Source organism: Rhodopirellula sp. SH410, from assembly GCF_055811895.1.
This window is the reverse complement of sequence record NZ_CM147949.1, coordinates 1,728,937-1,752,447: the sequence shown is the minus strand read 5'-3', so window position 1 is coordinate 1,752,447 and position 23,511 is coordinate 1,728,937. Positions and strand designations below refer to the sequence as shown.

The 23,511-nt window shown below is 57.6% G+C and carries 13 protein-coding genes; 4 read left to right on the top strand and 9 right to left on the bottom strand.

The features are described from left to right. Positions 1–202: 202 nt before the first annotated feature. The 4 genes from SH410x_RS06565 to SH410x_RS06550 all read right to left on the bottom strand — a co-directional run bounded on the left by SH410x_RS06565 (position 203) and on the right by SH410x_RS06550 (position 9,635). Positions 203–5,653 carry an MSCRAMM family protein gene (locus tag SH410x_RS06565; RefSeq protein ID WP_473675705.1) on the bottom strand — a complete coding sequence of 1,817 codons (5,451 nt, stop codon included), beginning with the start codon at positions 5,651–5,653 and terminating at the stop codon, positions 203–205. Positions 5,654–5,922: 269 nt separating this feature from the next. Then, on the bottom strand, positions 5,923–7,056 hold the full coding sequence (locus tag SH410x_RS06560; RefSeq protein WP_473675704.1) for a WD40 repeat domain-containing protein: 1,134 nt from the start codon (positions 7,054–7,056) through the stop codon (positions 5,923–5,925). A gap of 224 nt (positions 7,057–7,280) precedes the next feature. Further along, a complete protein-coding gene (locus SH410x_RS06555; RefSeq protein ID WP_473675703.1) occupies positions 7,281–8,789 on the bottom strand; it encodes a sulfatase family protein in 1,509 nt (502 codons plus the stop codon). Between the two features lie 291 nt (positions 8,790–9,080). Next, a complete protein-coding gene (locus SH410x_RS06550; RefSeq protein ID WP_473675702.1) occupies positions 9,081–9,635 on the bottom strand; it encodes a helix-turn-helix domain-containing protein in 555 nt (184 codons plus the stop codon). 381 nt (positions 9,636–10,016) lie between these two features. Here SH410x_RS06550 and SH410x_RS06545 point away from each other — a divergent pair, with 381 nt between their 5' ends. The 4 genes from SH410x_RS06545 to SH410x_RS06530 all read left to right on the top strand — a co-directional run bounded on the left by SH410x_RS06545 (position 10,017) and on the right by SH410x_RS06530 (position 14,796). Beyond that, entirely contained in the window at positions 10,017–11,168 is a 1,152-nt protein-coding gene (locus tag SH410x_RS06545; RefSeq protein ID WP_473675701.1) for a phosphonoacetaldehyde reductase, read from the top strand. A gap of 17 nt (positions 11,169–11,185) precedes the next feature. Continuing rightward, positions 11,186–13,270 (top strand): LamG-like jellyroll fold domain-containing protein, encoded by a 2,085-nt coding sequence (locus SH410x_RS06540; RefSeq protein WP_473675700.1) that lies wholly within the window; start codon positions 11,186–11,188, stop codon positions 13,268–13,270. Positions 13,271–13,363: 93 nt separating this feature from the next. Further along, entirely contained in the window at positions 13,364–14,038 is a 675-nt protein-coding gene (locus SH410x_RS06535; protein ID WP_473675699.1) for a phosphonatase-like hydrolase, read from the top strand. 290 nt (positions 14,039–14,328) lie between these two features. Beyond that, positions 14,329–14,796, top strand: a complete 468-nt coding sequence (locus SH410x_RS06530; protein WP_473675698.1) for a YbaN family protein — start codon at positions 14,329–14,331, stop codon at positions 14,794–14,796. Positions 14,797–14,933: 137 nt separating this feature from the next. Here SH410x_RS06530 and SH410x_RS06525 read toward each other — a convergent pair whose 3' ends face one another. From SH410x_RS06525 to SH410x_RS06505, 5 genes are all read right to left on the bottom strand, one after another. Next, positions 14,934–15,827 carry an alpha/beta hydrolase gene (locus tag SH410x_RS06525; protein WP_473675697.1) on the bottom strand — a complete coding sequence of 298 codons (894 nt, stop codon included), beginning with the start codon at positions 15,825–15,827 and terminating at the stop codon, positions 14,934–14,936. Between the two features lie 84 nt (positions 15,828–15,911). Beyond that, positions 15,912–16,688, bottom strand: coding sequence for a lysophospholipid acyltransferase family protein (locus tag SH410x_RS06520; protein WP_473675696.1), 777 nt, complete (start codon positions 16,686–16,688; stop codon positions 15,912–15,914). Then, a complete protein-coding gene (locus tag SH410x_RS06515) occupies positions 16,689–17,480 on the bottom strand; it encodes a hypothetical protein (RefSeq protein WP_473675695.1) in 792 nt (263 codons plus the stop codon). 196 nt (positions 17,481–17,676) lie between these two features. Beyond that, positions 17,677–17,997 carry an HU family DNA-binding protein gene (locus SH410x_RS06510; RefSeq protein WP_146408915.1) on the bottom strand — a complete coding sequence of 107 codons (321 nt, stop codon included), beginning with the start codon at positions 17,995–17,997 and terminating at the stop codon, positions 17,677–17,679. Between the two features lie 179 nt (positions 17,998–18,176). Then, entirely contained in the window at positions 18,177–23,063 is a 4,887-nt protein-coding gene (locus SH410x_RS06505) for an Ig-like domain-containing protein (RefSeq protein WP_473675694.1), read from the bottom strand. Between the last annotated feature and the right edge of the window lie 448 nt (positions 23,064–23,511).

The following is a 23,511-nucleotide window of genomic DNA, read 5'->3' as shown; positions in this document are numbered from 1 at the left end:
CTGCGGAGCATTCGGCCACAATTTCAGACAGTAAGGGGGATCGAACGCGGCCCTTCGCTGTTGTCCGGGAAGCCAGACGGAAGAAGTGAGAGATTCAAAACGCGAGCGACCTTCGTCCTTCACACTTCTGAGAGACGGTCCCACGCGAGCCGTCTGAGCGGCGGCGTCCAACCTCCCAATCTGAAAGAGGCACGATCCTTCGCTATCCAGCGGCGCGATAATAGCCGGGATCGTCGCGGTCGTCGCCGTCGAAATCGCCAACGATGGGTTGGGAGTCGCCGCTTGGACGTGGGATACGAATTTGTTTGTCGTTCCCGGTGAGCTGACGATCGCCATCGGAATCAATGATCCAAAGGTCGCCACGAACCACGCCGATTTCGTCAATCCCGTCGCCGTCAAAGTCGCCGACGACGGGCTCATCGCCAGGTTGGCCAAACTCGATCGGCCGATTCTTGCCCGTCCAGCGTCCGTCACCGTCTTCGTCGAGCATCCACTGGCCACCACGGAAGACACCGATCTGGTCGATTCCATCTCCGTTCCAGTCACCCGCTAAAGGCGTGTCGACTTGTTCGCCGTACTGGAAGACATGGTCGACAGCGTCGGCGAGCAATTCACCGTCTTGCCCACGCATCAGCACACGCTGCTGTTTTTCATGCTCGGTAGGAACGCGATGGACCAAATCCTCGCGTCGCAGATTGCGTCGTCGCTGGTTGGCCGGGTCGGGCAACCCAGGGTCTTGGCGAATGCGGTATTCGTCGTTTTGCCAACGGCGACCGAAGATCCCCACATCGTCCTTGCCGTCACCGTCCCAGTCACCGACAACCGGTCGGTCGAGTGCCGTGCCCAGCCGGACCCACAGATCGCCCTTGTCCCATTTCCCATCACCGTTGAGGTCCACGAACCACTGACCGTTAATGAACAGCACCGCTTCGTCGACGCCGTCACCGTCGAAATCACCCGTCAGCGCGGTTGCGTCGCGATGTCCGATCTCGATCTTGCTGCCCGCGACCGTGTCGGACAGGACGCCCATACGACTGGGCTGGATCAGCCAACGTCCATTCGACAGATCAACTTCGAGCAGCATGTCCGACAACTTGCGATTCTCATCGGCGTCGTCCTTATCGCTGCGAAAGGTTGCCGGTTCTGCACGCATTTGTCCATCGTGTGACGTCATGATCGCCGACTCCGGCTGCTGACCTTGCCCCCGTGGGAAACCACCGTTGATGACGCTCAGGTGCCAACTCACTTGCCATTCATCATCCGCGATCATGGGTGGTGTGATGGTACGAAACTGATAAGGCAGCATCGTCGGCAGCGCGACCGGATCGAATGATTCGATGGGCGCCAACGGTTGATCAGGCGTCGTCGAGGGTGCGTATGTCCAAGGCGGCACAACCGGTGGCGCCTCGATCACGATTTCGCTGAAGTTATTGCTCGTGCTGCTACCGCCGGGCGAGACTTCAATTCGGAAGATCGCATCGAAGCGTGGATCGCCTCCGTCAACCAAACCGTCCAAGAACGCTTGCAACGCACCAGGCTGGGTAAAATCGGCAGCATTGATTGCCAGTCCCCCTGACGTTCCCGGAGTGTCCAATGAGTCAATGAGGCCCTCAGGTTGGGTCTGGTAGACCGAGTAAACCGTCCACGGCCGCAAACCAGTGAATTGATAGTACCCATTGCCATCCGTCGTCACTCGCAGCACAACGTCGGACGAACCGCCGAGCTGAACACGCGTGGGATCGACAATCGCTCCGTGGACGTCACGCAGTTCCAACGTCACGCCTGACAACCGCGTGTCGTCGTCGGTGAGTTTTCCATCGCGGTACTGCCGCAGTAATTCAGGATCGGGAGCTTGGCTGAGGATGAGCGCACCGCCGTCTTGGAAGACGTACCCCGAGATCGTTACGGGCGCGAGTTCATAGAAGTTGTACTCCATTGCCTGATCGCCGCCCCGCAGGTCGATTTCACCGACCACATCGACATCGAGCGACCGCCCGCCTAGCGAGCCGACGGTCTGCCCGCCATTGAAGTAACCCTCTGGTTGATGCTCCTTGACGGTATAGCGTCCAGCCCGCAGTCCCGTGAATTCATAGTTCCCCTGAGCGTCGGTATGCGTGCTGGCGATAACACCTGTTTCGTCGGATAACTCGATCAGCACTCCGGCAATGGGTGATTCATTGCCATCAAATTCCTCGTCACGATCGAGATTGCTCCACACTTTGCCCGAGATCGTGCCCGGCAATTGCTCACAAAAATTATAATCGGTGAGTTTGTCACCCCAGCCGATGGGGATGGCCGAGATGCGATCGGCAACCGAGGCGTCGCCGCCCTTGCTACCGGCGGTTTGACCGCCTTGGAAATAGCCGTCGGGTTGCGTCTCGCGAACGCTATATTGCCCCGCCTGTAGATTGGCGAACGTGTACCGACCACTGGCGTCGGTCGTCGTGGTGCCGACGACCTTACCCGATTCATCGAGCAATTCGATCAACACGCCCGCCAACCCTTCTTCGCCTGCATCACGGACACAATCTGCGTCGTGGTCCACGTAGACGACACCCGAAATTTCCGCGGGCAAGACTTCGCAGAAATTGTAGTCCGTCAGCGTCTCACCCCAACCGACCGAAATCGCCGAGATGACATCCGCGACCGAATCATCGCCGCCCTTGCTACCCGCCTGTTGCCCGCCCTGGAAATAGCCACTCGGCTGAGTTTCGCGAACGGTGTATTCCCCCTTCTGCAGGTTGGCAAACGAATACTGTCCACTCGCGTCGGTCGTGGTACTCGCGACGACCTGGCCGGATTCGTTGAGCAACTCAATCAACACACCCGCTAAGCCCTCTTCGTCTTCGTCACGAATGCAATCGGCATCCCGGTCGACATACACGACCCCCGACAGCCCCGCGGGGAGCACTTCGCAGAAGTTGTAGTCCGTCAGTGTCTCGCCCCAACCGATCGAGATCGCCGAGATGAGATCCGCCACCGAATCATCGCCGCCCTTGCTACCCGCCTTTTGCCCGCCCTGGAAATAGCCGCTCGGCTGGGTTTCGCGAACCGTGTATTCGCCCGCCTGTAGATTGGTGAATGAATACCGGCCGCTGGCGTCGGTCGTGGTGCTATCGACGACCTTGCCCGTTTCATCGAGCAGTTCGATCAGCACACCGGCCAAGCCCTCTTCGCCGGCATCACGAATGCAATCGGCATCGAGGTCGACATAGACGACACCCGAAATCCCCGCGGGTAGGACTTCACAAAAATCATAGTCCGTCAGAATCTCTCCCCAGCCGACGGGAATCGCTGAGATACGATCGGCGATCGACGCATCACCACCTTTGTTACCAGCGGTTTGACCACCTTGAAAATAGCCATTCGGTTGCGTTTCGCGAACCGTGTAAGCGCCGGCTCGCAGATTGGTGAATGAGTACACTCCGCTGGCATCGGTCGTCGTGGTGGCGACAACGTTGCCCGAGACGTCGAGCAATTCCACGGTCACGCCCGCCAACCCTTCTTCATTGGAATCCTGCATGCAATCGCCATCGCGATCCACGAACACGACGCCAGAGAGTTCTGCGGGCGGCTGCTCACAGAAATCGTAGTTCTGCGCCTGTTGTCCCGAACCGATCGTCACTTGCTGGATCCGGTTGGGACCATCCACCACGCCACCGAGCGTCCCCGCCGTCGCGCCACCTTCAAAGTATCCACTCGGTTGATGCTCGACGACGGTGTAGGAACCTGGCAACAGGTTATCGAAGCGGTACTTCCCATCGGAATCCGTCGTTGTGGTGGCGATCGTCTTGCCGCTGGTATCCTGCAATTCAATCTCAACGCCAGCGAGCAGGAGTTCCCCGGGATCGAGCACGCAGTCGCCGTCCAAGTCAACATGGACCTGTCCGCTGAGCGAACCAACTTGACGTTCACCAAAATCGTAGCCAACCCCGTCCAAACCCTGACGCAGTGCCACGTCGACGAGCGAATCACCGTCGCTGCCGAGCCGTCCCACGGGGCGGCCATCGATCGAGCCCACCTGATCCTTGCCATCAATGAATCCTGCTGGCTGCGACTCCACAATCCGGTAGTCGTCCGGTGTCAGATTGTCAAAGCGATACGCGCCCTGCGAATCGGTATGGGTCGTTGCCACTACGGTTCCGTCCGAACCGATCAGATCCAGCGCAACACCACCGATCGCTTCTTCACCAGAGTCACGCTGCCCATTGTCATTTCGATCGTGATAGACCTGGCCTGCGAGCGAACCGGGGGCCGCTTCACAAAAGTTGTACTCACTACCGTTTCCGCCTGAAGGCAACTCGATATTGCGAATATTGCCTCCATCGACTACCGAACCCGCCGCGACGAGTACGGTCGTCGCGAGCGTTTGGATATCGCCGGCGTGTGCTTCACCGTCGAGCAGACCTGCTGGGGTGACCTCGACGATGCGATAGACGCCTGTATGCAAGTTCGCAAACAGGTAACTGCCATCGGCACCCGTGTGCGTGGTCGCAACCGTCTTGCCATCCTCACCGATTAAACGGACCTCAGCGCCCTCGATCGGCTGACTATTCGATGCGTCGTGCGTCTCGGTGCAGTCTTCGCCAGGATTGACCAAGTACACGAAACCGCCGATCGAACCGAGCGGCAGCTCTCCGAAGTTATAATTAATTCCCGAGTCACCACCATTGAGCAGGACATCGCGAATCTCGTCCCCTGGATTGACGGCCGCGCCGACGATGCGACCCGAAATGGTGCCTGCTGCGTCGATGCCATCATCGGTATCGGTGGGTTGATCGAGTTCGACAATTCGATAACGGCCCGGCATCACACCGGTAAACTCGTAGGAACCATCCGCACCGGTCGTCGTCGTCAGTGTGGATTGCGGTTCAATGGTGTCGATCGGTACTAGCTGGACACGAATCCCCGACAAGCCTTTTTCACCGACATCCTTGGTCCCCGAACCATCACCGTCGAGATACACAAAACCACCCACCGATGCTGGACGTGGGGTTTGCGTGACAGTGCCCACTGCCGCCGCCGAGCGGTTGGGGAGGCTATCAACGTCGGTACCTTGATCGGGCGGAAGATTCAATCCATAGTCGGCATGTGGGTCACCATAGTCATTGAGGAAAATTGAATCGGCCGACGATTCAAAGTAATCCGGTGCCTCGAATTTCGCTTCGAGAATCGAGTCCTGGAACTCTTGTCCGGATGCGATCACATCGAGTCTCGCGTTGAATTGATCAAGATCGGCGAGATTGCGAAGCACCTCATCGACATCGATCGTAAAGATCAGTCGATCACCGGCCTGAAAATCCGTCGGTCGCAAAATCAACTCTTGACCGCCGTCACTGACTTCCGCCGTCGCTTCTTCAGATTGTCCTGGGACCAATTGGAAGGGATGGTAGCCGTTCTTCCCGCGGCCGCCTGCGTCGGTATCAAAAATCAGGTCGCCAACGCTGATCCCGTCGCTATCTTTGTCCGTGCGAATCCGCAGTTCCGTCAGTTTTGTACCGGGCGCCCCTCCGGTGAACGACACGATAAACCGGTCGCCTTGGGAATCGCTACCGACATCCGATTCGAGGTAGTCCGTTTCCACGTAGACCACGCCCACGTGGATCGGATCGGCAGCCATCAGGCGGCGCGGTTCGAGAGATTCCACACGCATGCTGCGCGAGTGGACACCCACATGAGCATTCGCTGGCGCAATCAACCGGCTCAGTTTGCCGCGCCGCGCCCGGGCGCTCGCCGATCGTGACGCGCTGCCTTGATCCCCTGAGGTATCACCCCCAGCGCAACGGCGACCCGAAAATCCGATCGATGCACAAAAATCTTCGATATGTTTCCAGAACACGCCGGACACCTCCCTGTGTCACCGTATTATTCGCCAGAATGCTCGACCCCACCCGCCGTCGCTCGTCGCTTCTCGGCCGTTGGCTATCGGGGCGTCTGCCCCAAAGGATCGACGCCAGCGTCATTCCCTAATGCAATTTTGTTGTCAGAAACTCCCGTCTTCGATAGATCCCAGCGTCGCAGTGTTGCGTCGAATCCTCCCGAGATCAGATCGCCATGATTGACGACCAGCGTGGAGATCGTGCCAACGTGCCCGCGCAGTTTCGCTTGGACTCGTAGTTCGCGTTCATCGTCACCGACGTGAACAATATGTATCTCGTCATCACTGCCGGCCGTGGCAATCGTACGATCATCGATCACGGCGAGTGAAAACAAACGGCCCGATGTGATTTTCTGGCGTGATAACAGCTGCTCCTTTGCAGTATCAAAACGAATCATTTCGCCATCTTCGGAAACACTCACGAGTATCTTTGAATTCGGCATGAAGGCGATGTCCCGGATACGTGCAGCGTGCAGTTTCTTGGCCATCAAAACTTCACCCGTTCGTGGATCGAATAGGTGCAAATATCCATCACGCCCCGCAACCGCGAGCACGCTGCCATCATCACGGTAGGTACAGCAACGCAAATCAACGCATTGGCAACGCAATGCCGGTGCCGTGCTAGCGGTGCGACCGATCAAGAACACTCGTGAATCGAATCCCACTGCGGCAATCTGTTCCCCGGACGCCGAAAAACGGACGCACGCCAGGGCCGGCGCTGAGTCAATCTCTTGCATCGCGGCGAAATCTCGGCGCCGGTCCCACAGAATGAGTTGACCGTCGTTTCCCGCCGATGCCAATCGGTCACCCAAGGCATCAAACGCAAGCGTCCGAATCCAATCAAAGTGGCCTGGTTTGGACGACTTGGTCGATCCCCCCTCGCCCAAAACGTGAACAACATCCAGGGACTGTGCATTGAGAATGCGGATCACATGGTCATCGCCGGCGACGGCCAAGAATTCACCCTTCGGGTCCACGGCGATGGCGGTGACAACGACGCGTTCAATATGTGAATCGACCGGTGGCAATCGGAAAATACGCGAAACAACTCGCTCTTGCGCATTCGCCCAGGCGCCATCAGCCGCTGACGGGGATTCCCCGTGGGCTACTCGCGCCCCCTGCCAGCCTAACGTTGCCAGGACTCCCGCCAGCGTCAACGCTTGTCGCCGCGTGAGCATGCTGTTTCCTTTTTTTCTCAAGACATTTCCCCGATCCGGCGGCGCGTGCACAGACACTCCCCACAATTGAATCGGCACTTCGACGATCCCTCATGAGCGCAATCCCTTTCAGAGGACGAATCCATGCAACGCCTCGTTACCGAACGCGTCAGTCATTTCGTGCATTTGCCACCTTTTCGCTCAAATGAAGCCACCGATGCTGCCGAAATCCTTGGCAGCTTCCACTAACCTCGAATCCTGTTGAGTAATGCTTGCATTGATTTGACACGCTCGGGGTGCTCCGCAGCAACGTTCTTTCTCTGCCCGATATCGCGTTGGAGGTTATAAAGTTCCGCCGGAGCATCGTCGTCCGCCGGGTAGCCATGCTTCACTTCCCACGGGCGAGAACGACCACTGACGTAGCCCGTCTTCGCATCGACCAACACCCAATCGCCTTGCCGTACCGCGTAGTGACCCGCTTTGGTGTTATGAACATGGGCCTCCCGTACTTTATCTGACTTGCCTCGCAGCAACGGCAACATGCTGCGTGAGTCTTCTGCGGCATCGGGAACGTTTTCACCTAGCAATTCAGCGAACGTTGCGAACAGATCGATCTGCGACACGAGTGCATCTGAAACGCTCCCGGGGATTGTCGTGCCCGGCCACCGCAAGAGGAAAGGCACGTGATGGCCACCTTCGTAGATATCTCGCTTCAAGCCTCGAAATGGTTTTGACGACCAATGATCGAACTTCTCATCACGCGCATAAGCGTATTTTTCAGGCCCATTGTCCGCCGAGAAAACGACGATGGTGTTGTCTTCGATCCCCGCATCTCGCACAGCCTGCAGCAACTGGCCGGCGGCATCATCGGTTTCAAAGACAAAGTCGCCGTAGGGCCCGGCCTTCGACTTGCCATCGAATTTGTCATTGGGAATGATTGGCGCGTGCGGCGACGGGAAAGCAAAGTAGAGGAAAAAGGGCTTGTCGCCGTCGGCTCGCGACTTGATGTAGTCCACTCCTTTTTGAGTGATCGTTGGAATCACTTGATACGGGTCCCAATCGGAACACATCGGTCCTGGCCGACACTCCCAATTGCCCTCTTTGATGGGCTTCCACTGGCTGGTATCCAGAATCGTATCGGGGGCTTTGACGACTCGGTCGTTTTCAATCCAGCCGTATGGGGGGAAGTTGATGACAGTGTCACCGAAGTAGTAATCGAAGCCATGTGCCAACGGGCCCTCTGGGATCGACTGGTCCCAATCGTAGGCTTCCGGGCCGTAGAACTGCGATTTGCCCGCCCCCCGCTTCTTAGCATCGGGCTTGCGGATCGCGTCCCAGTCCCAGCCTAGATGCCACTTGCCGATGCACGCCGTGTCGTAGCCGTTTTCCTTTAGCATCTCCGGCATCGTTAATCGCTCCGGCTTGAATACCGACGCGCCCATCGCTCCCACGATCCCATGAAAATCTCGCCAGTGGTAACGGCCCGACAACAACGCATAGCGACTCGGGGTGCAGATTCCCGAAGAGGAGTGAGCGTTCGTGAAACGCATTGACGAACGAGCAAGTTCATCCAATTGGGGAGTCGGGATCTTCGAATCAGGATTTTGGATCGAGAGATCGCCGAACCCGAGATCGTCGGCATACAGAATCAAAATATTGGGACGCGTGACTTGCTCGCCGCTGACGATGTTGACGGATAGCATGGCCGCCCATGCCGTGAAGGCCATCGGCAAGAAACGAAGGGTCTTTGTCATTGTATTAGGCAAGAGATCTTTCCGGGGGAGAATAGGGGAACGCCATCACGGAACTCTGATTCCATTGAAACATGAATCACATCGCTGAAACATGTCAGCAAGGCGTCGGGGGATAACAGGCTGTTGATCAAACCGAACCTCGACCGGCAATCGTGAGCCGAATCCCGTACCGCATCGGGTAACGCGAGCCACCCGGCCGCTCACGCGACTCGGTTCAAAAAATCAACACGCCGATAGGCTGCGGCAAAGTCGTCTACGCACCAAGTTACTATATCTCCCCGTCAGACGCGTCTATTTACTGAAGACGCATAGCACTAATGCAGCACGCTTGTACGGGTTCAGAATCCGATGGGGTACGGTGCTGTCAAAATAGAGGCAGTCACCCGCCCGCAGCGTCTGATGGTTGCCGTCGTACTCGAAGTCAATCATGCCTTGTTGCACCATCAAAAACTCCTCTCCCTCGTGTGAGAGTGCCTCGTCGCGAGCGGTTTCGGCCGGCACCGTTAACAAAAACGGGTCCATCGTTCGATTCGGGCGTTTGTGCGCGAGCGATTCATATACCGTCTCGTTTCCCTTGCTACTGTCTCGCTGGATGACCTGACGCTCGTCCTTCAGCACCGTCACGAGCGTTGGTTTTTCATCCAGACCCGCTACTAAATCGCCAATCGAAACTCCCAGCGCCATGGCGATCTGGCCGAGTGCCGGAAGCGACGGTGTGACCCGAAAGTTCTCGACCTTCGATAGCCAGCTTCGCGTGAGACCTGTGCGTGAGGCCACCTCCTCGAGGGTCAAACGCTGGGCAAGGCGGTGGGCGCGGATTCGCTGGGCAAGTTCGACGAGATTCATGGTGTGATTCTAAATCACGCCCGTCTCGGGGGCTATATGCTCAAATAGCCAACGAATGCTGCGTGAATCTCTTTTTTTCCGGTTAGCCCAAACGTATTCGCGGATGAGTGCCGTGCGTTACCCGATGCCTCACGGCATTCGGCTCATTGGGGCGGCAGTGGTGTGGCTGTACTCAAGGAAGCAGGCGTGGTACCCGATGCCTTACGGCATTCGGCTCATTGGGGCGGCTGTGGTGTGGCTGTACTCCAGGAAGCAGGCGTGGTACCCGATGCCTTACGGCATTCGGCTCATTGGGGCGGGGACTACAAGGGATTGCAGGGCGAACAGAAGTTGACTAAAAATCACATTCTGGCAACCTAGAATCCCTTTCGATCGACAACTATGCCTCACAAACATCGCGGTAAATCGATCGTCCATCTTGCCGAGGGTGCTTTACAGCACATCGGCCCAATCGTTCAGAGTCATGCTGCCGAGCGGATTTTCTTGGTCATTGACGAGAATGCGGCCCATGCATCGGGCGCGAACGTCGTGCTCGATGAGGCCTTGGCGTCTTGCCGCGTCACCCGGTTCACAGGCTTCGAGATCAATCCGCAGTTTTACGATATTGAACGCGGGGTTCGTCAGTTCCGCGCCGCGAATCCCGAGTTGCTGATTGCGTTGGGGGGCGGCACGGCCATTGATCTGGGCAAACTGATCGCTTCGATCGCGACGCACTCTGCAGCGGCTCTGGACATTGTGACCGGAAACGTTCCTATCACGAAATGTGGCCCGCCGCTGGTGGCCATTCCAACGACTGCAGGAACAGGCAGTGAAGCGACACAGTTTGCGGTCGCTTACGTGGACCACGAGAAATACTCTGTCGCTCACGAGTTTCTGCTGCCCACCTATGCGATCGTCGACCCGCAGCTGACGGAAAGTTTGCCGCCGCGAATCACGGCGTCGACTGGCCTGGATGCGCTCTGTCAAGCGATCGAATCCATTTGGGCGGTCGGTGCCACCAACGAGTCCATCAACTACGCGGTGGCGGCCGCTGAGCTAGCAATCGAGCATCTCGCTCATGCGGTGAATCAGCCAACGAGAGCTTCGCGAATGGGCATGTGTCAGGCTTCGCATCGGGCGGGCAAGGCGATTAACATCAGTAAAACGACCGCTTCGCACGCGCTGTCGTATGGTTTCACTTCGCAGCACAAAATCCCACATGGCATGGCAGTTGCGCTGACGCTTAGCCGCATATTGGCCTACAACGCGGGTGTGACGGACGATGACTGCATGGATCCACGAGGCGCGGATCATGTTCGCCAGCGCATCAACCTGATCGTGAACTTACTGGGTGCTTCCAGCGTGCAAGACGCTTGCGATCAACTTGATAAGATCATCACTACCGTTGGTTGCGCCTGTTCCCCATCTGCCGCGGGTGTGGGCGATGCGGGGGCACTGCAGAAAATTGCCTCCAGCGTGAACTCTGAACGAATGTCGAACAACCCGCGGGCCGCCGATTCGGTGGCGCTCATGCAACTGCTCCAATCTCCCTGAAATCCAAAGTCGGTTAGATGACAAAGCCATCGCTAGCACGTTTGAAACGTTTTTCCCCTTCCGTGGACGGGGTGTTTCGAGTTTTCTACAGCTCCGTTTTTTTGCTGGTACTGGGCGGGTTGCCACACTCGCAGGTAGTTGCCGATGAGGTCGTCGGGCCAATCGTGGGTACCGTCGAGTCGACGGCTGCGCATCTGCTTTACCGGCCGAATGCGGTCGCGCAAAAGCTGCGTCTAACGGTTCTAGCGGAGGATGGCAGGGTTATTTCCAGCGTCGACGCAGCGAGCGACAAGGATTCGGACTATGTGGCGAAGTTCACCGTCGAAGATCTCACGCCCGCGACCACCTACCGCTATCAAATTGATGCTCTTGGCAGCGTGACGACGACGCTGGTCGAAGCAGACGACGAGCACACGTTCACCACGGCCAATCCAGCCCGTTCGGGCCAGTCCGTCACGGTCGGTTTTGTTTCCTGTGTCGACATCGAGCCCAATGAGATTTGGAATGAGATGGATTCTCTGGGGGTCGACACCGTTTGCTTGATGGGCGACACGCCCTACATCGACAACTCGGACTTGAGCTTTGTCCGCCAGCGGCATCGGATGTTTTTGCAGATGCCGGGTTTGGCATCTCTGGCAACCCATACGCCCACGATCGGTGTTTGGGACGACCATGATTTTGGCCTCAACAACGGCAATGGCCTGAACATGATGGCCGGCAAGCCCAACACACGGAGAGGATTTGTTGACTATCGAGCGCACACTCAGTACGGAAATGGCCATGAGGGTGTCTATCACAAGGTCGACTTGGGAATGATCGAAGTCTTCTTGCTGGACCCAAGATACTTTTCTCAAACAGAAAAGTCGCCCGCTGACCCCGCACAGACGACGTGTTTCGGAGCCGAGCAATGGAAATGGCTGCTGAGCGGCCTCAAAGCATCCCAAGCACCCTTCAAGGTTTTAGCATTGGGCGCCATTTGGCAGGACAAGAAGAATCGAGAGACCGACGACATGTTTACGTACTGGTACGAGCGTGATGCGTTGTTGGACTTCATCGCTGCCGAGCAGATTTCCGGTGTCACGCTGTTGGGTGGCGACATCCACGTGGCCCGGCATTTGGTTCACCCGCAACGACTGGGATATGACCTCCACGACTTCGTCATTTCGCCCGGCCATACACACACGATCACCGAACTGGATGTTTACCATCCATCGCTGGAATGGTCTTTGGTGGAAGGCTGGCAATTCCTGACCTTGACCGCCGATGGGACGGGCGAAGAACCCAAGTTAATTGCCGAGTACCGGCAGCCCGAAGGAACGATCAATCGGCGCGTCGAACTAAAATTGAGTGCCATGACACCGGACGCATCTCCGCAGGGCTTGCAATCAGCTCTCCGGGCGCACTGGCATTTTGACGAGAACCTTGAAAACGATTCCATCTTGGGCAAACGTATCGACGCCAAGTCGCATCATGGGGCTTCGATCGATGCCGGGAAAGGCATCCGTGGAGGAGCCCTTCATTTGCAACGCGATGAGCAACAATACGTGACGGTACCACGCAGCTTTTTAGACGACAACTCCGATGCCCACTCGGTGTCGCTGTGGTTCAAACCTGAAAGCCTACCGGCCGCGGGTTCGAGCGATCGGCAGTTCTTACTGGAGAGTACCGCCGAGGGAACCACCAGCCTGAAAGCGTCATGGCACCTATCGCTGGGGCTACGTGCGGCCAAGCAGGATGCCGACAAAATCAATCTGCAATTGCATACCGTCACCTTGAAACCTGCAGAACCTCAAAAGGCTCCGGTCGCGCTCAAGCAAGGTCCGTTTGACTTTTTGATTGATCGCGATCAGATCACTGGGCACTGGACCCATGCGTTGTTCACATTCGATTCGAAGACGATCCGCCTATACATCAACGGGAGTCTCGTCGCGTCGAACCCGTTGCCCACGCCCGGCCCGGCCGCCGAGTTTGGTGGGATGGTCATTGGCGGCCACCGCGCAGGGGTAGACCGGAACTTTGATGGCTGGATCGACGAAGTCGCCGTCTGGGAACGAGTTCTCACCCAACAAGAGATCGAGACGATCTTTAAAGAGAAACAGTAGGACAACGCGAATCGCCGTACCGATGCTCCTCCCTTGCGACCAACCTCGCATCCAATGCTAAGTTCTCTAAATAACACTTATCGAAAATTGAAAATGATTGAATTGGTCGTATTCGACATGGCTGGCACTACGGTTGACGAAGACAATGTCGTCTACAAGACCGTCCGTCTGGCGATCAACGCAACCGGCTATGACTTCACACAGGAGCAAGTTCAGGCTGCCGGAGCCGGCAAAGAAAAGTCGCACGCGATCCGCGACGTGTTGGCTCTCGATGGAAAACATCACTCCGACGATGAAGTCTTTGCTATTTTCGCAGACTTCAAACAGCGGCTCTCTCAAGCGTATGCGACCCTGAACGTTCAGCCGCAGCCAGGAGCCGCTGAAGTATTCGCAGCACTACGGCAACGCGGGATCAAAGTCGTTTTAAACACCGGCTACGACCGAGCAACGGCCGAAGGACTGATTGAAAAAATTGGCTGGGTGGTCGGTGTGGACATCGATGGTCTGGTCACAGCGAGCGATGTCGAACAGGGACGACCTGCGCCAGATATGATCCATCAAGCGATGGTGGCAGCCGGTGTTCGCGATCCCAACTCTGTCGTGAAGGTTGGCGATAGTGAGATCGATATCGAGGAAGGTCAAAACGCCAAATGTGGGATGACCTTTGGGATCACCACGGGCGCCCAAACACAGAACCAGCTCCTCAGCGCGCATCCAACGGCCGTGATCCATTCTCTCAATGAAATCCTCGCGTACCTTGATCAGTAAAAGCTGGACCGCGATCTGACCTCCCACGAGACTGGACAGACCATCGCACGCCGCCTATCCTATACATCCAGGTGTCTGTTTAGCAACATTTGAATAACACGTGATGAATTCTCCCGTAGGGATTGTCGCCTGACGGTGGGACGCCACGCTCTGGCGAGCGTAGCCACGTCCGATTTACTTCATGCGATGGATAGTGAGCGATTTTGAGGAAGACTTGTTCCGATGCTTGGGAGTATCCGGGGAAGGGGCTAAACGCATCCCTGCAAATGCCTTCACCAGAGAGTTTTGTGATGATGAATGATGTTGCCACAGGCAGGCTCAGCCCGAGCGCACTCGAGACGACCGCAATCTCAGCAGAGTCGATTCCAACGGTCCATGGATGGCGGCGTGCCGTCTACTGGTTGATGGCAGGGGCCTTTTTCATGCTCGCCATGATCGGCGTTGTTTTGCCAGGAATCCCCACCACACCATTCCTGCTGCTGATGTGCTACTTCCTGCTCCGAGTCTCACCATCGTTGCATGCCAAAGCGATGTCGTGGCCGCTGGTGGGTGCCCCGCTACGCGACTGGCAGGACCAAGGCGGCGTGCGAAGTCGCGTCAAAGCACTCGCTTGCTCAATGGTCACCGTCCTGGTTGGCTCGACCCTGATCTGGAGCCATCTCGGGATGAGCGTGAAGATGATCATTCTCGGCGCGGCTCTCTACGGCGTCTTTGTGGTGATCCGGCTACCCACCGCACACAGTGTTGGCGAAGCGTAGCGATCAGCGGAAAGCCGTGATTCTTAGTCGCGAGCCATTCTTGGGAAAGATCCCGGCAGTCGCCTTGAGAGCGAGCGTAGATAGCGAGAGAGGACGCCGGAATCCAATACCGAGCGTCTCTTGTCTGAAGACGCCTTCTACTTTGCGTCCATCCAATCCAACTGATTCAAAAAAGCGATGGATTTCTCAAGCGTGTCTTGGAAATACTTCCCTTTCGCAACGTTCACGTTGAAGAAACCATGTGCTTGACCGGGATACGTATGCAGAATGCTAACCAACCCCGCCTCACGGCTTAAACGCTGAAAACGTTGGGCCGTCTCCATGGGAATCAACGCATCGTTCTCACCGAGAAACACGATTGCGGGCGGATCGTCGGACGTGATGTTGTGCGCGGGTGAATAGCGATCGGTTTGCTTACCGACGCGTTTGGCACCCCACTGACCGGGCCCGTTGTCGTAGACGGGATTGTATAGCAGGAGCGCATCGGCCTTGCGTGAAACACCGTCGACCTGTTCGTCATCCATCATGCCGAGGTACGCCGCCAAGTGGCCGCCGGCCGATCCGCCGCCGCAAGCAACACGATCGGGATCGATACCAAATCGCGTCGCCGCACCCCGGATAAACCGCATCGCGTCGGAGGCGTCTTCCACACAGATTGTCGGCGGATCGTTGCCCTTGCGGGGGAGCAATCGATATTGAACTCGAAAACAAACCAGCCCTAAATCGGCGAGTGCCTGGGAGTGTTCAGCAAACTGTCCGGGGGCGCCACCGGTCCAACCACCGCCGTGAAAGAAGACGACGGCGCCGCGAGTATCCGACGCCTGCCAGTCGTGCGGTCGCGTCCAGTCAATTTTTAAGGGTCGCGTTTGGGATGGAGTTTCCGCACTCAGCGGCACTTCTTTGTAGGTGAACGTCGCCTCCACTGGAGCCGCTTCGGAAAACAAGTCGCGGGCGACCGGGGGTTGGGCAACGGTGATCGAAGCGCTTGTCCCAATCGCGATGGCAAGCATGGAACCGAGTAAATAATTCATCGCGTGCACTGAGTTTCGCTATTCGTTTGGGTCAAGAGGCGAAGCTGTCTCGGCAAGACTCTCGCGGCTTCGAATGGCGTCAGTTTAAGCTACTCGACTGAGCAATGAAACATCTTGCTCGGCGGGAATCTGTTTTTGCTCGCGTGTGATCGCAGCCTCTTGCGGATCGACCTCCCACTCGAGCTGAGCGAGTGAGTCCTCGACACGCAGCGCGACTTGATCGAGATCGTCATCTTCACCGACGACAATGGGCTCACCAAAACGGCAGTCGAGTTCGCAGAACGGAGCGGGTAGTTGCATCCGATCCCAAGCTTTGGCAAAGGTCAGTCGGCGGCTGGGGACCAAGACCACCGGCACGATCGGGATGCCGCTTTTTTGTGCCAACATCGCAACCCCCTTTTGAACTTTGCCGCGGGGACCTTTGGGCCCATCGACAGCAATCACGGCGGGATTGCCGTCCTGGCAATGCCGGATCATTTGGGTCAGCGCGGTGGCGCCCCCCTTCTCACCTCTGCCACTGCTGCCGCGAATCGGGATACAGCCACACGATTTCAGCAGCGGCACCAGTAGTTCACCATCACGCGATCGCGAGACCAACGCCCCGGTGTTCGGATCCGAAAGTGCAATCGCGGCGGCTTGGTGAGCATGCAGCAGCGCATAAATGAATTGTCGCTCCGAGTTGTGACGGATCGCATCACGTTGATCATTGGTCACACGGATGCGGACACTCCGCCGCATCAGGGTGAAGTACCACATCACACCTAAGGCTTCCAAGCGTTTGGCCAGTGTGACTTTCTTTTGACGGCCGCGTTTGCGAGCGGGTGACGCGTGGGCCGTTTCGCCCTGCTGAGAGTGAGTCATTTAGTGCTCGTATTGATCCCAAGGGACTTCTTTGAAAACAACACGCATGGTTTGCGCGTCCTGGATTTGTGTGGCGAGCGAATCGTCGATCTCGCTGCGAAGCGAAGTGACAGACCGCAACCGAATCGTGGCGGGGATTCGGTCAACACCCACGTGCCGAGTGAGCGTGACGGAGGTTTCTCGCGGTAGGATGTTCTGCGCCGTCATCAGCTCATTGAGTTTCATCCGTGCAAAGGGTGGTACCCCTCGCGGACGAGCAATATTCAAACGGCAAACCCAGTCCACAAACCGGCCGTACTGTGCCGCCGCTTCGGGGACCTTTGTACGCACGCCGCTGATCTGATACGCGGTGTCGTCGTAGTGAAGTGAGAACTGAGTCTCGCTCGCTTGAGTCGGCTGGGCATCCATCCCATAGCGAGCCCGTTGATCTGCATCAGTGACCTCCGTTTCAGCCCGCGCGGTCAGTTGCACGAGGTCTTCGGTGGCGATACTTGTTCGCTGTTGATGCTCGCGATCGAGCAAGACGACCCGCGATTGCGGCAGGTCAAAGATCGTCCACGGCTGCCCTTTGGTGGCGGGGAAGTCGTAATAGACGCCGTTTTCAAAAACGATCTGGTGAGTCTCGTCAGGCTGCTTCGCATCGCCTTGAAAGACTTCCGTCAGCACCACCCAGTGCTGGGGCGAGGACGTTGAGACGAGCGTGTCCTGAGCGTGTGTGGTCGCGGCCAGCATGAATGCAATGGCGCACGTGAGCGGAACTACCTGCATGCGTTTGCCTCGCGTTCGAATCATTCCGTTTTTCCTTTTTTGCCCGCTGACTCCGTCCGAAACCGATTGGCTCGCTCGGGAGAATGATCCCCAGCTACGTTCTCATTAGCAAATCGGCTGCGGCAGCTCCATCCCAAAATAGAACTGCCTTCCGTCCCGAGCATCATCGAGAGGAAGGCAGTCGCGTTGAGATCAAAAAAAGGAGGTCGGCGCGAAACGCTTAGACCATTTCCTTGAGGCCCTTGAGTGGGCGGATCGTCAGCTTCTTGCTGGCGGGCTTCGGAGCCAACCAAATTTCTTCGCCGTTAGCTGGGTTGCGACCTTTTCGCTTGGGTTTCGCTGGCACGTCCTTCAGGACGATCTTGCAAAGTCCTGGGATGGCAAACTGGCCGGGGCCACCCTTCATGAGCGACTTGCCAATCTCGCCAGCCAAAGCGTCGAGGACGGCGGCAACGTCTTTCTTGCTCAACTCAGTTTCTTCGGCGATGTTGGCAAGGATTTGAGTTTTCGTGGGCGCTTTGGGTGGAATGGCTGCGGGCATGGGCTGAACCTGTGAAATGGATACGGAGACAGGAAAAAACGAGAGAAATCAAAAAACCGTTTCTGCATCGTTGCGATCCAAGTGTTATGTCGGTACTCCAAAACCCGCAACCCACTTGACCGGTAAAAAACGTGCGTTTTAACGTGTTTTTACTGAAATTGTGGCAAAACGCTACCGTTTCACGCATCCGAACGCTCTGTCAAGACCCGATCTACGGCCGCGGAGAACGATTGCATGGGGTCCGAATCGGCCTCGGCAATCTGGTCTCCTGCAGGCGAAATACGCCGTAAACCATCCGTGACATCTGCCATCGCAGCATCGATGTTTGCCGTCGCGGATGTCGACATGGGCTCCCCGGCAGCCGGTGTCTCACTCAGCGTGCTCGCCGCGGCGAGTGATGTCGAATCGGCACTCGGTAGCGGTTCACCACTGGGGCTGGCCAGGTCCAAGGAACTCTGCGGGACGGTCTCGTCAGCTGCCGCCGTTTCGGCCCCAGTCGTCGTGGAGTCGGCGGCGGTCGAGTTCGCTGAATTTAACGCCGATGCGCTGGCTCCAACCTCGGTCAGGTTCAACTCTCCCTGGCTGTTTTCCAAACTGATCCGGACCAACTGCATAGCACCTGATGTCCCGACCACCTGCACGACGGAATCGTCGTTGACATTGGCGGACAAGCTCACCGCTACGGGCGATTGATCGGTGGCCCCGGACGCGGCCGGCTTGGTCGCGTTCACCGTGAAGGCGGTTCCGGCTTCATCGAGTCGGACTTGCAGTCCGGAGACGGCACTGTCCGCTGCGGTACTGGTATGGGCGAAGACCGCCTCGCCACCAGGGCTGACGGCGGCGAGGACCGATAGCTGGGGTGCCGACCCGAGCCAGTCAGCAACGCTGTAGTACTCGGCTTTCACGCTGCCGAAGTTCAGTTCCACGGTTTCGTCGCCCTCATCGACACCGCTTTCAATGTCGATCGTTTGCGCCGTCTCGCCCTGGTGCAGGAACGGGATCGCAGGCACGTTCAGCTGGTAGGATCCCGGCAACAGGTTGGGCACGCGGACGCCGCTATCGGTCACCACGATGCTGGCCCCATTGAGCGGGATGCTAATCGCTTGGTTCTGAACGTTGGTGCCGGTCAGGGTGAATTGCGACAAGCTGCCGCTGAGCAATCCGAACGCGTTGCCGTTGAACTGCACTTCGATCGTACGAGGCAGGTACTCTGCTACTGTGATCGTCATTGTTGCGGGACCACTCTGCAGTCCCCCAGCATCCTCGACCGAAAAGTCAAACGTGACCTCGCCCGTGAAGTCGGCGCTGGCGGGAGTGAAGATAATGGATTGACCGTCGGTGGAAATGGCCACCGTGCCACTATTCGGTGTGGTCAGGCTGATGAACTTGAGCGCCTCACCAATGTCCACGTTTGCGGGTAAGTCCGAGATCGACAGGACCGTCGATGGACCGGCGCCCTTCGAGATCGTCAACGAACCGTCGGAGATGGGTGGGACATCGTTGACGCTCGTGACGTTGAACGTCGCTGTGGCCGTGGCCAACCCACCACCGCTATCGCGAATCGTGTACGTGACCGTTTCAGTACCGTGGAAGTTGGCTTTGGGTTGGTACATCAGCGAGGCGCCATCGGTGCCAATCGAGACGGTGCCGCCTGCCGATGGTGTGCCCAATGCCGTGATCACGAAGCTCTCGCTGTCTGCATCGGCGATGTCATTGGCGAGCACATCATAGCTCGCTTGCGGAGCATCCTCGTTGATCGCAGGACTGCCGCTGGCAGGGAACGAGTCGTCGACCGCTGTCGGCGGTGCATCGGTTGGTTGCACCGTCACCGTCACCAATACCGTGTCGGTGCTCGTGCCGTCGCTGAGCGTGTACTCGAACGTATCGGTACCGGTGAACGAAGCCGGTGGCGTGTAGCTGATCGCCTTGCCGTCGCTGGCGATCGTGACCGTGGCGCCCGCAGCCGAGGTGGTGACCCCCGTGACGCTGAGCGTTTCGCCAGGGTCAGCGGTATCCAATTCGTTGGCCAACACGTCAAGCGTATTGGCTCCCGAGCCCGCATCGACGGTGAAAGTATCGTCCACGCCGACCGGTGAATCATTCGTCCCTGTGACCGTCACGGTCACAGGAACCGTATTCTGTACGCCGCCAGGACCGGACACTAAATAGGTGAACTCGGACGTGCCAACGAAATCGGCTGAGGGTGTGAAACTGACGACCCCATTGCTCAGCGTCACACTGCCGCCACTACTCGGCTGGGTCACGCTGACGACCGCCAGCGTTCCCGTCCCTGAAGTGATCGTATCGTTGGCGAGCACATCGAGTTCCGTCGCGCCGCTGTCTTTCGCCACGGTGAATTGATCAGGGTTCGCATCGAAACTTTGACCAATGGCCAGTGACGCACTGCCGTAGCTCACCGCGTCGGCGGACACATTTTCATTGTTGAAGTACAACAGCACCGCGCGGTTGGCGCCGTCAGCGGGGTTCGTCACGAAATTGACGGATCCTGCTGCGAGTGCTTCCATCTGCAGCGTCGCCACTAACGATTGTGCCTCGCTGCTCGGTGCCGTGCTCGTACTGACACCACCGAGTTCGTCGATCAACCCCGTGTTGATGGTGCCCGAGGGTGTGTTGGAGAACGCGACCGTGTGGTCGATCGATGTCCCCGGCACCACTCGCACAAGCGTGCCATCGAAGACAACGTCTGCGTAGGCGGCGTAGATACCGCCTTGATCGGCGCGGCTCCGCTCATCGGTGCCGTACATCTTCAACAAGAACGTATCGCCCACGTCGAGCGAGCTGATGGGGTTGCCGTCCAGGTCGGTGACTTCCAATTTGATCCCCGCGAGCGGCTCGCCGGTGACATCGACCGTAAACGACTTCGTAGTGACATTGCCCGCCTTGTCGGTCAACGTGGCCGTGAATGCATTGGCTCCGATTTGTGACGCCGAGGGCGTCCAATTGATCACGCCGGTCCCCGCTACGATCGTCGCGCCGCTCGGACGCGTCGTCAGGGCATACGATGCTCCACTGCCCTCTTCTGAACTGATCAGATTCGTTTGGTACAGAGTGTTGATGTTGCCCGTCGTATTGAGCGTACTGGTGTCAAAGGACGGCGCCGACGTGTCATAGGTGAGTGAGATCGTCGCGGACACTTCACCAGCGGTCCCATCGATCACCTGCCGCGCCGCCAGGGTATACGTGCCTTGACCAATCGCGGCAATGTTATTGGTCGTGATGGCAATCGTATCGCCCGTCGCCGTGCCCACTCCGATCACCGTGTTATCGGAGGTGTCGATAATCTGGACGGTTGCGCCCGCGGTCACCCCACTGATGTCAAACGTCATCGATCCGAGGTTCGTGACGTTGTCGCTGTTGCTGCTGCCCGAGTCACTGGTCGCACGCAAATCGATCGAACTGGGGACGGCGATGGCGGAATCGTCGAACGAGAACGTAATGACTTGCGAATCCATCGGAGAGTCCGAAGTCGGCGAAGTGATGGATGCCGCTAGCACGGCCACTCCCACACGCACTTCACCCTGAAAACCAGCCTTCGGCGTCACCGTCAGCAGGCCCGTGGCGGGATCCACCGTGGCGGTTGCGTCGTCCGAACTCGTGCCGGTGACGAAGTAGCTAACCGCGTCACCCTCGACATCAACACTCTCGAGCTGGAGGGTGGCCGGCCCCGTACCGCTGGACACGATCGGATCGTTGATCGGTTTCAGGTAGGGCTGACTGTTGATCTGGGCCCCGTTGGAATCGACATCCTCGGTGACCGTCACGGCGACCACTTCTTGGTACTGTTTGCCGCTGCTGTCGGTGATCGTGAAGGTCACATTCGTGGTGCCCGGAGTTCCGAGGGCCTTCAGCATGACGACACTGTTCTCGGTGTCGTTAAAAACCGTCGCTTGGGTGATTCTTACGGGGTTGGTCGGTTTGTCACTCGAATTGACGTCGGTTTCACTGATCGCCTCGCGAACGTCATCTCCTTCGACGAGTTGCCCAAATATCGAGTGCTGGAAGTCCAAGAATCGGGTGGGGACTTCTGTGATGAAGAACTGCGAATTATTCGTGTCATCGGAAGACTTCGCGAAGGACAGCACGCCCGAGCGGTTGTGCTGCAGGTCAGGATTAAAATCGTCGTCAAAAGAGCCCAAGTCGGAACCACCGGTCCCATCACCATTGGGGTCACCCGCCTGGAGCACGAAATTGTCGATGACGCGGTGGAACAACAGCCCGTCATAAAACCCATCTTCGGCGAGTTCAATCACGCGGCCAGCGGCTTCCGGGGCACGCTGCTCGAACAGTTCGAACACCATGTCGCCATAGCCTTCCATGTCCAGTCGCAGGGAGCGGTTACCCGTGATGACCGTCCCCGACACGACCGACGAATCTTGGACCGAGACCGTCACCGTCAGCGGACCACCATCAGCGTCGTAAGCGTCAATCGGAATGTGCAGCGGCGATCCGATAGCGACCGTTTGCGGTCCAATCGGTTTGAACGTGGGCAAGTTCTCAGCCGGATTGACGTAATCGCTGGCCTCGATCAATGACTCAATGGACTGCACCCCCGAGTGATGCGTTCCATCGGGGAAAACCCAAGTCGGATACTCGGTGATATTCAGGCTCGCGTACTGCGGGTCTTGCGAGCGGGCGGCATCGTTGAGGGTCACCTCCGTGAAGGGTAGGTACTCCTGACCGTCTTGGAACAATTGCTTCTGCTGCGTGCACGCTGGGCACCACGCCGCTCCGTAGAATTCGAAACCCTCCTGGTCGAGGTGCTTGGCGAGTTCGACCAAGTCAACCGTCGATTCGCCCTCCGCGGCAACACTCGACGTGCCCCGATCACTCGCCGAGGCGTCCGTGATCGCTGACACGTCGTCCGCTGCCGTGGGGGCCGGATCGGTGAACCACATGCTGACGTCACCCGCCATCATTTGCCGTCCTTCGAGCGTCTCCAACAGCAAACGTCCGCGATCAGCCGAAATTTGAGTCGCCGCACCGCCGCGGGCATCCATGGCGATCAGGCGGGCGAGACGTTGACGTAGTTTTTGAGCGAGATTCATCAGCGAACGCGTTGCAAGGGTGTTTTGGTTCCTGCCGCCACCTTCACATGGAAACGCAGGAGATATCGGAAAAGTCGACGAACGGTCGTCAGGTTAACAAGGTATTTCAGCACAGCCGGATCGGTTTGGCCAACCGGATAACTCCACTCAGTCTTCGCAGACGCCCAGCAAAGTTCCAGTTGTGCTAGCAAAAAAACTCTAACACCCGGTCTAGCCGCCCGTGATCCGAAAACACTTCATTAACGTTACCGGGCCTGGCTACGGCCACTATCCATGATGGTGTTTGCGTGAGTTTGTCCGACGCAGTTGCTTGATATTCTGACAGGGACCACTGTGCCGATATTGTCACTTTTGACGTACGAAGCAGCGGTTTGGTTCCATTACCTGCCTGCCACATCCCATTAGGGGGGCACCATTGTGTTGCCTTCTGCTAACGGGATCCACATCG

Coding starts and splice junctions, on each gene's coding strand:
- SH410x_RS06565 (WP_473675705.1), bottom strand. CDS start 5,653: ATGCGTGTGGAATCTCTCGAACCGCGCCGCCTGATGGCTGCCGATCCG.
- SH410x_RS06560 (WP_473675704.1), bottom strand. CDS start 7,056: ATGCTCACGCGGCGACAAGCGTTGACGCTGGCGGGAGTCCTGGCAACG.
- SH410x_RS06555 (WP_473675703.1), bottom strand. CDS start 8,789: ATGACAAAGACCCTTCGTTTCTTGCCGATGGCCTTCACGGCATGGGCG.
- SH410x_RS06550 (WP_473675702.1), bottom strand. CDS start 9,635: ATGAATCTCGTCGAACTTGCCCAGCGAATCCGCGCCCACCGCCTTGCC.
- SH410x_RS06545 (WP_473675701.1), top strand. CDS start 10,017: ATGCCTCACAAACATCGCGGTAAATCGATCGTCCATCTTGCCGAGGGT.
- SH410x_RS06540 (WP_473675700.1), top strand. CDS start 11,186: ATGACAAAGCCATCGCTAGCACGTTTGAAACGTTTTTCCCCTTCCGTG.
- SH410x_RS06535 (WP_473675699.1), top strand. CDS start 13,364: ATGATTGAATTGGTCGTATTCGACATGGCTGGCACTACGGTTGACGAA.
- SH410x_RS06530 (WP_473675698.1), top strand. CDS start 14,329: ATGATGAATGATGTTGCCACAGGCAGGCTCAGCCCGAGCGCACTCGAG.
- SH410x_RS06525 (WP_473675697.1), bottom strand. CDS start 15,827: ATGAATTATTTACTCGGTTCCATGCTTGCCATCGCGATTGGGACAAGC.
- SH410x_RS06520 (WP_473675696.1), bottom strand. CDS start 16,688: ATGACTCACTCTCAGCAGGGCGAAACGGCCCACGCGTCACCCGCTCGC.
- SH410x_RS06515 (WP_473675695.1), bottom strand. CDS start 17,480: ATGATTCGAACGCGAGGCAAACGCATGCAGGTAGTTCCGCTCACGTGC.
- SH410x_RS06510 (WP_146408915.1), bottom strand. CDS start 17,997: ATGCCCGCAGCCATTCCACCCAAAGCGCCCACGAAAACTCAAATCCTT.
- SH410x_RS06505 (WP_473675694.1), bottom strand. CDS start 23,063: ATGAATCTCGCTCAAAAACTACGTCAACGTCTCGCCCGCCTGATCGCC.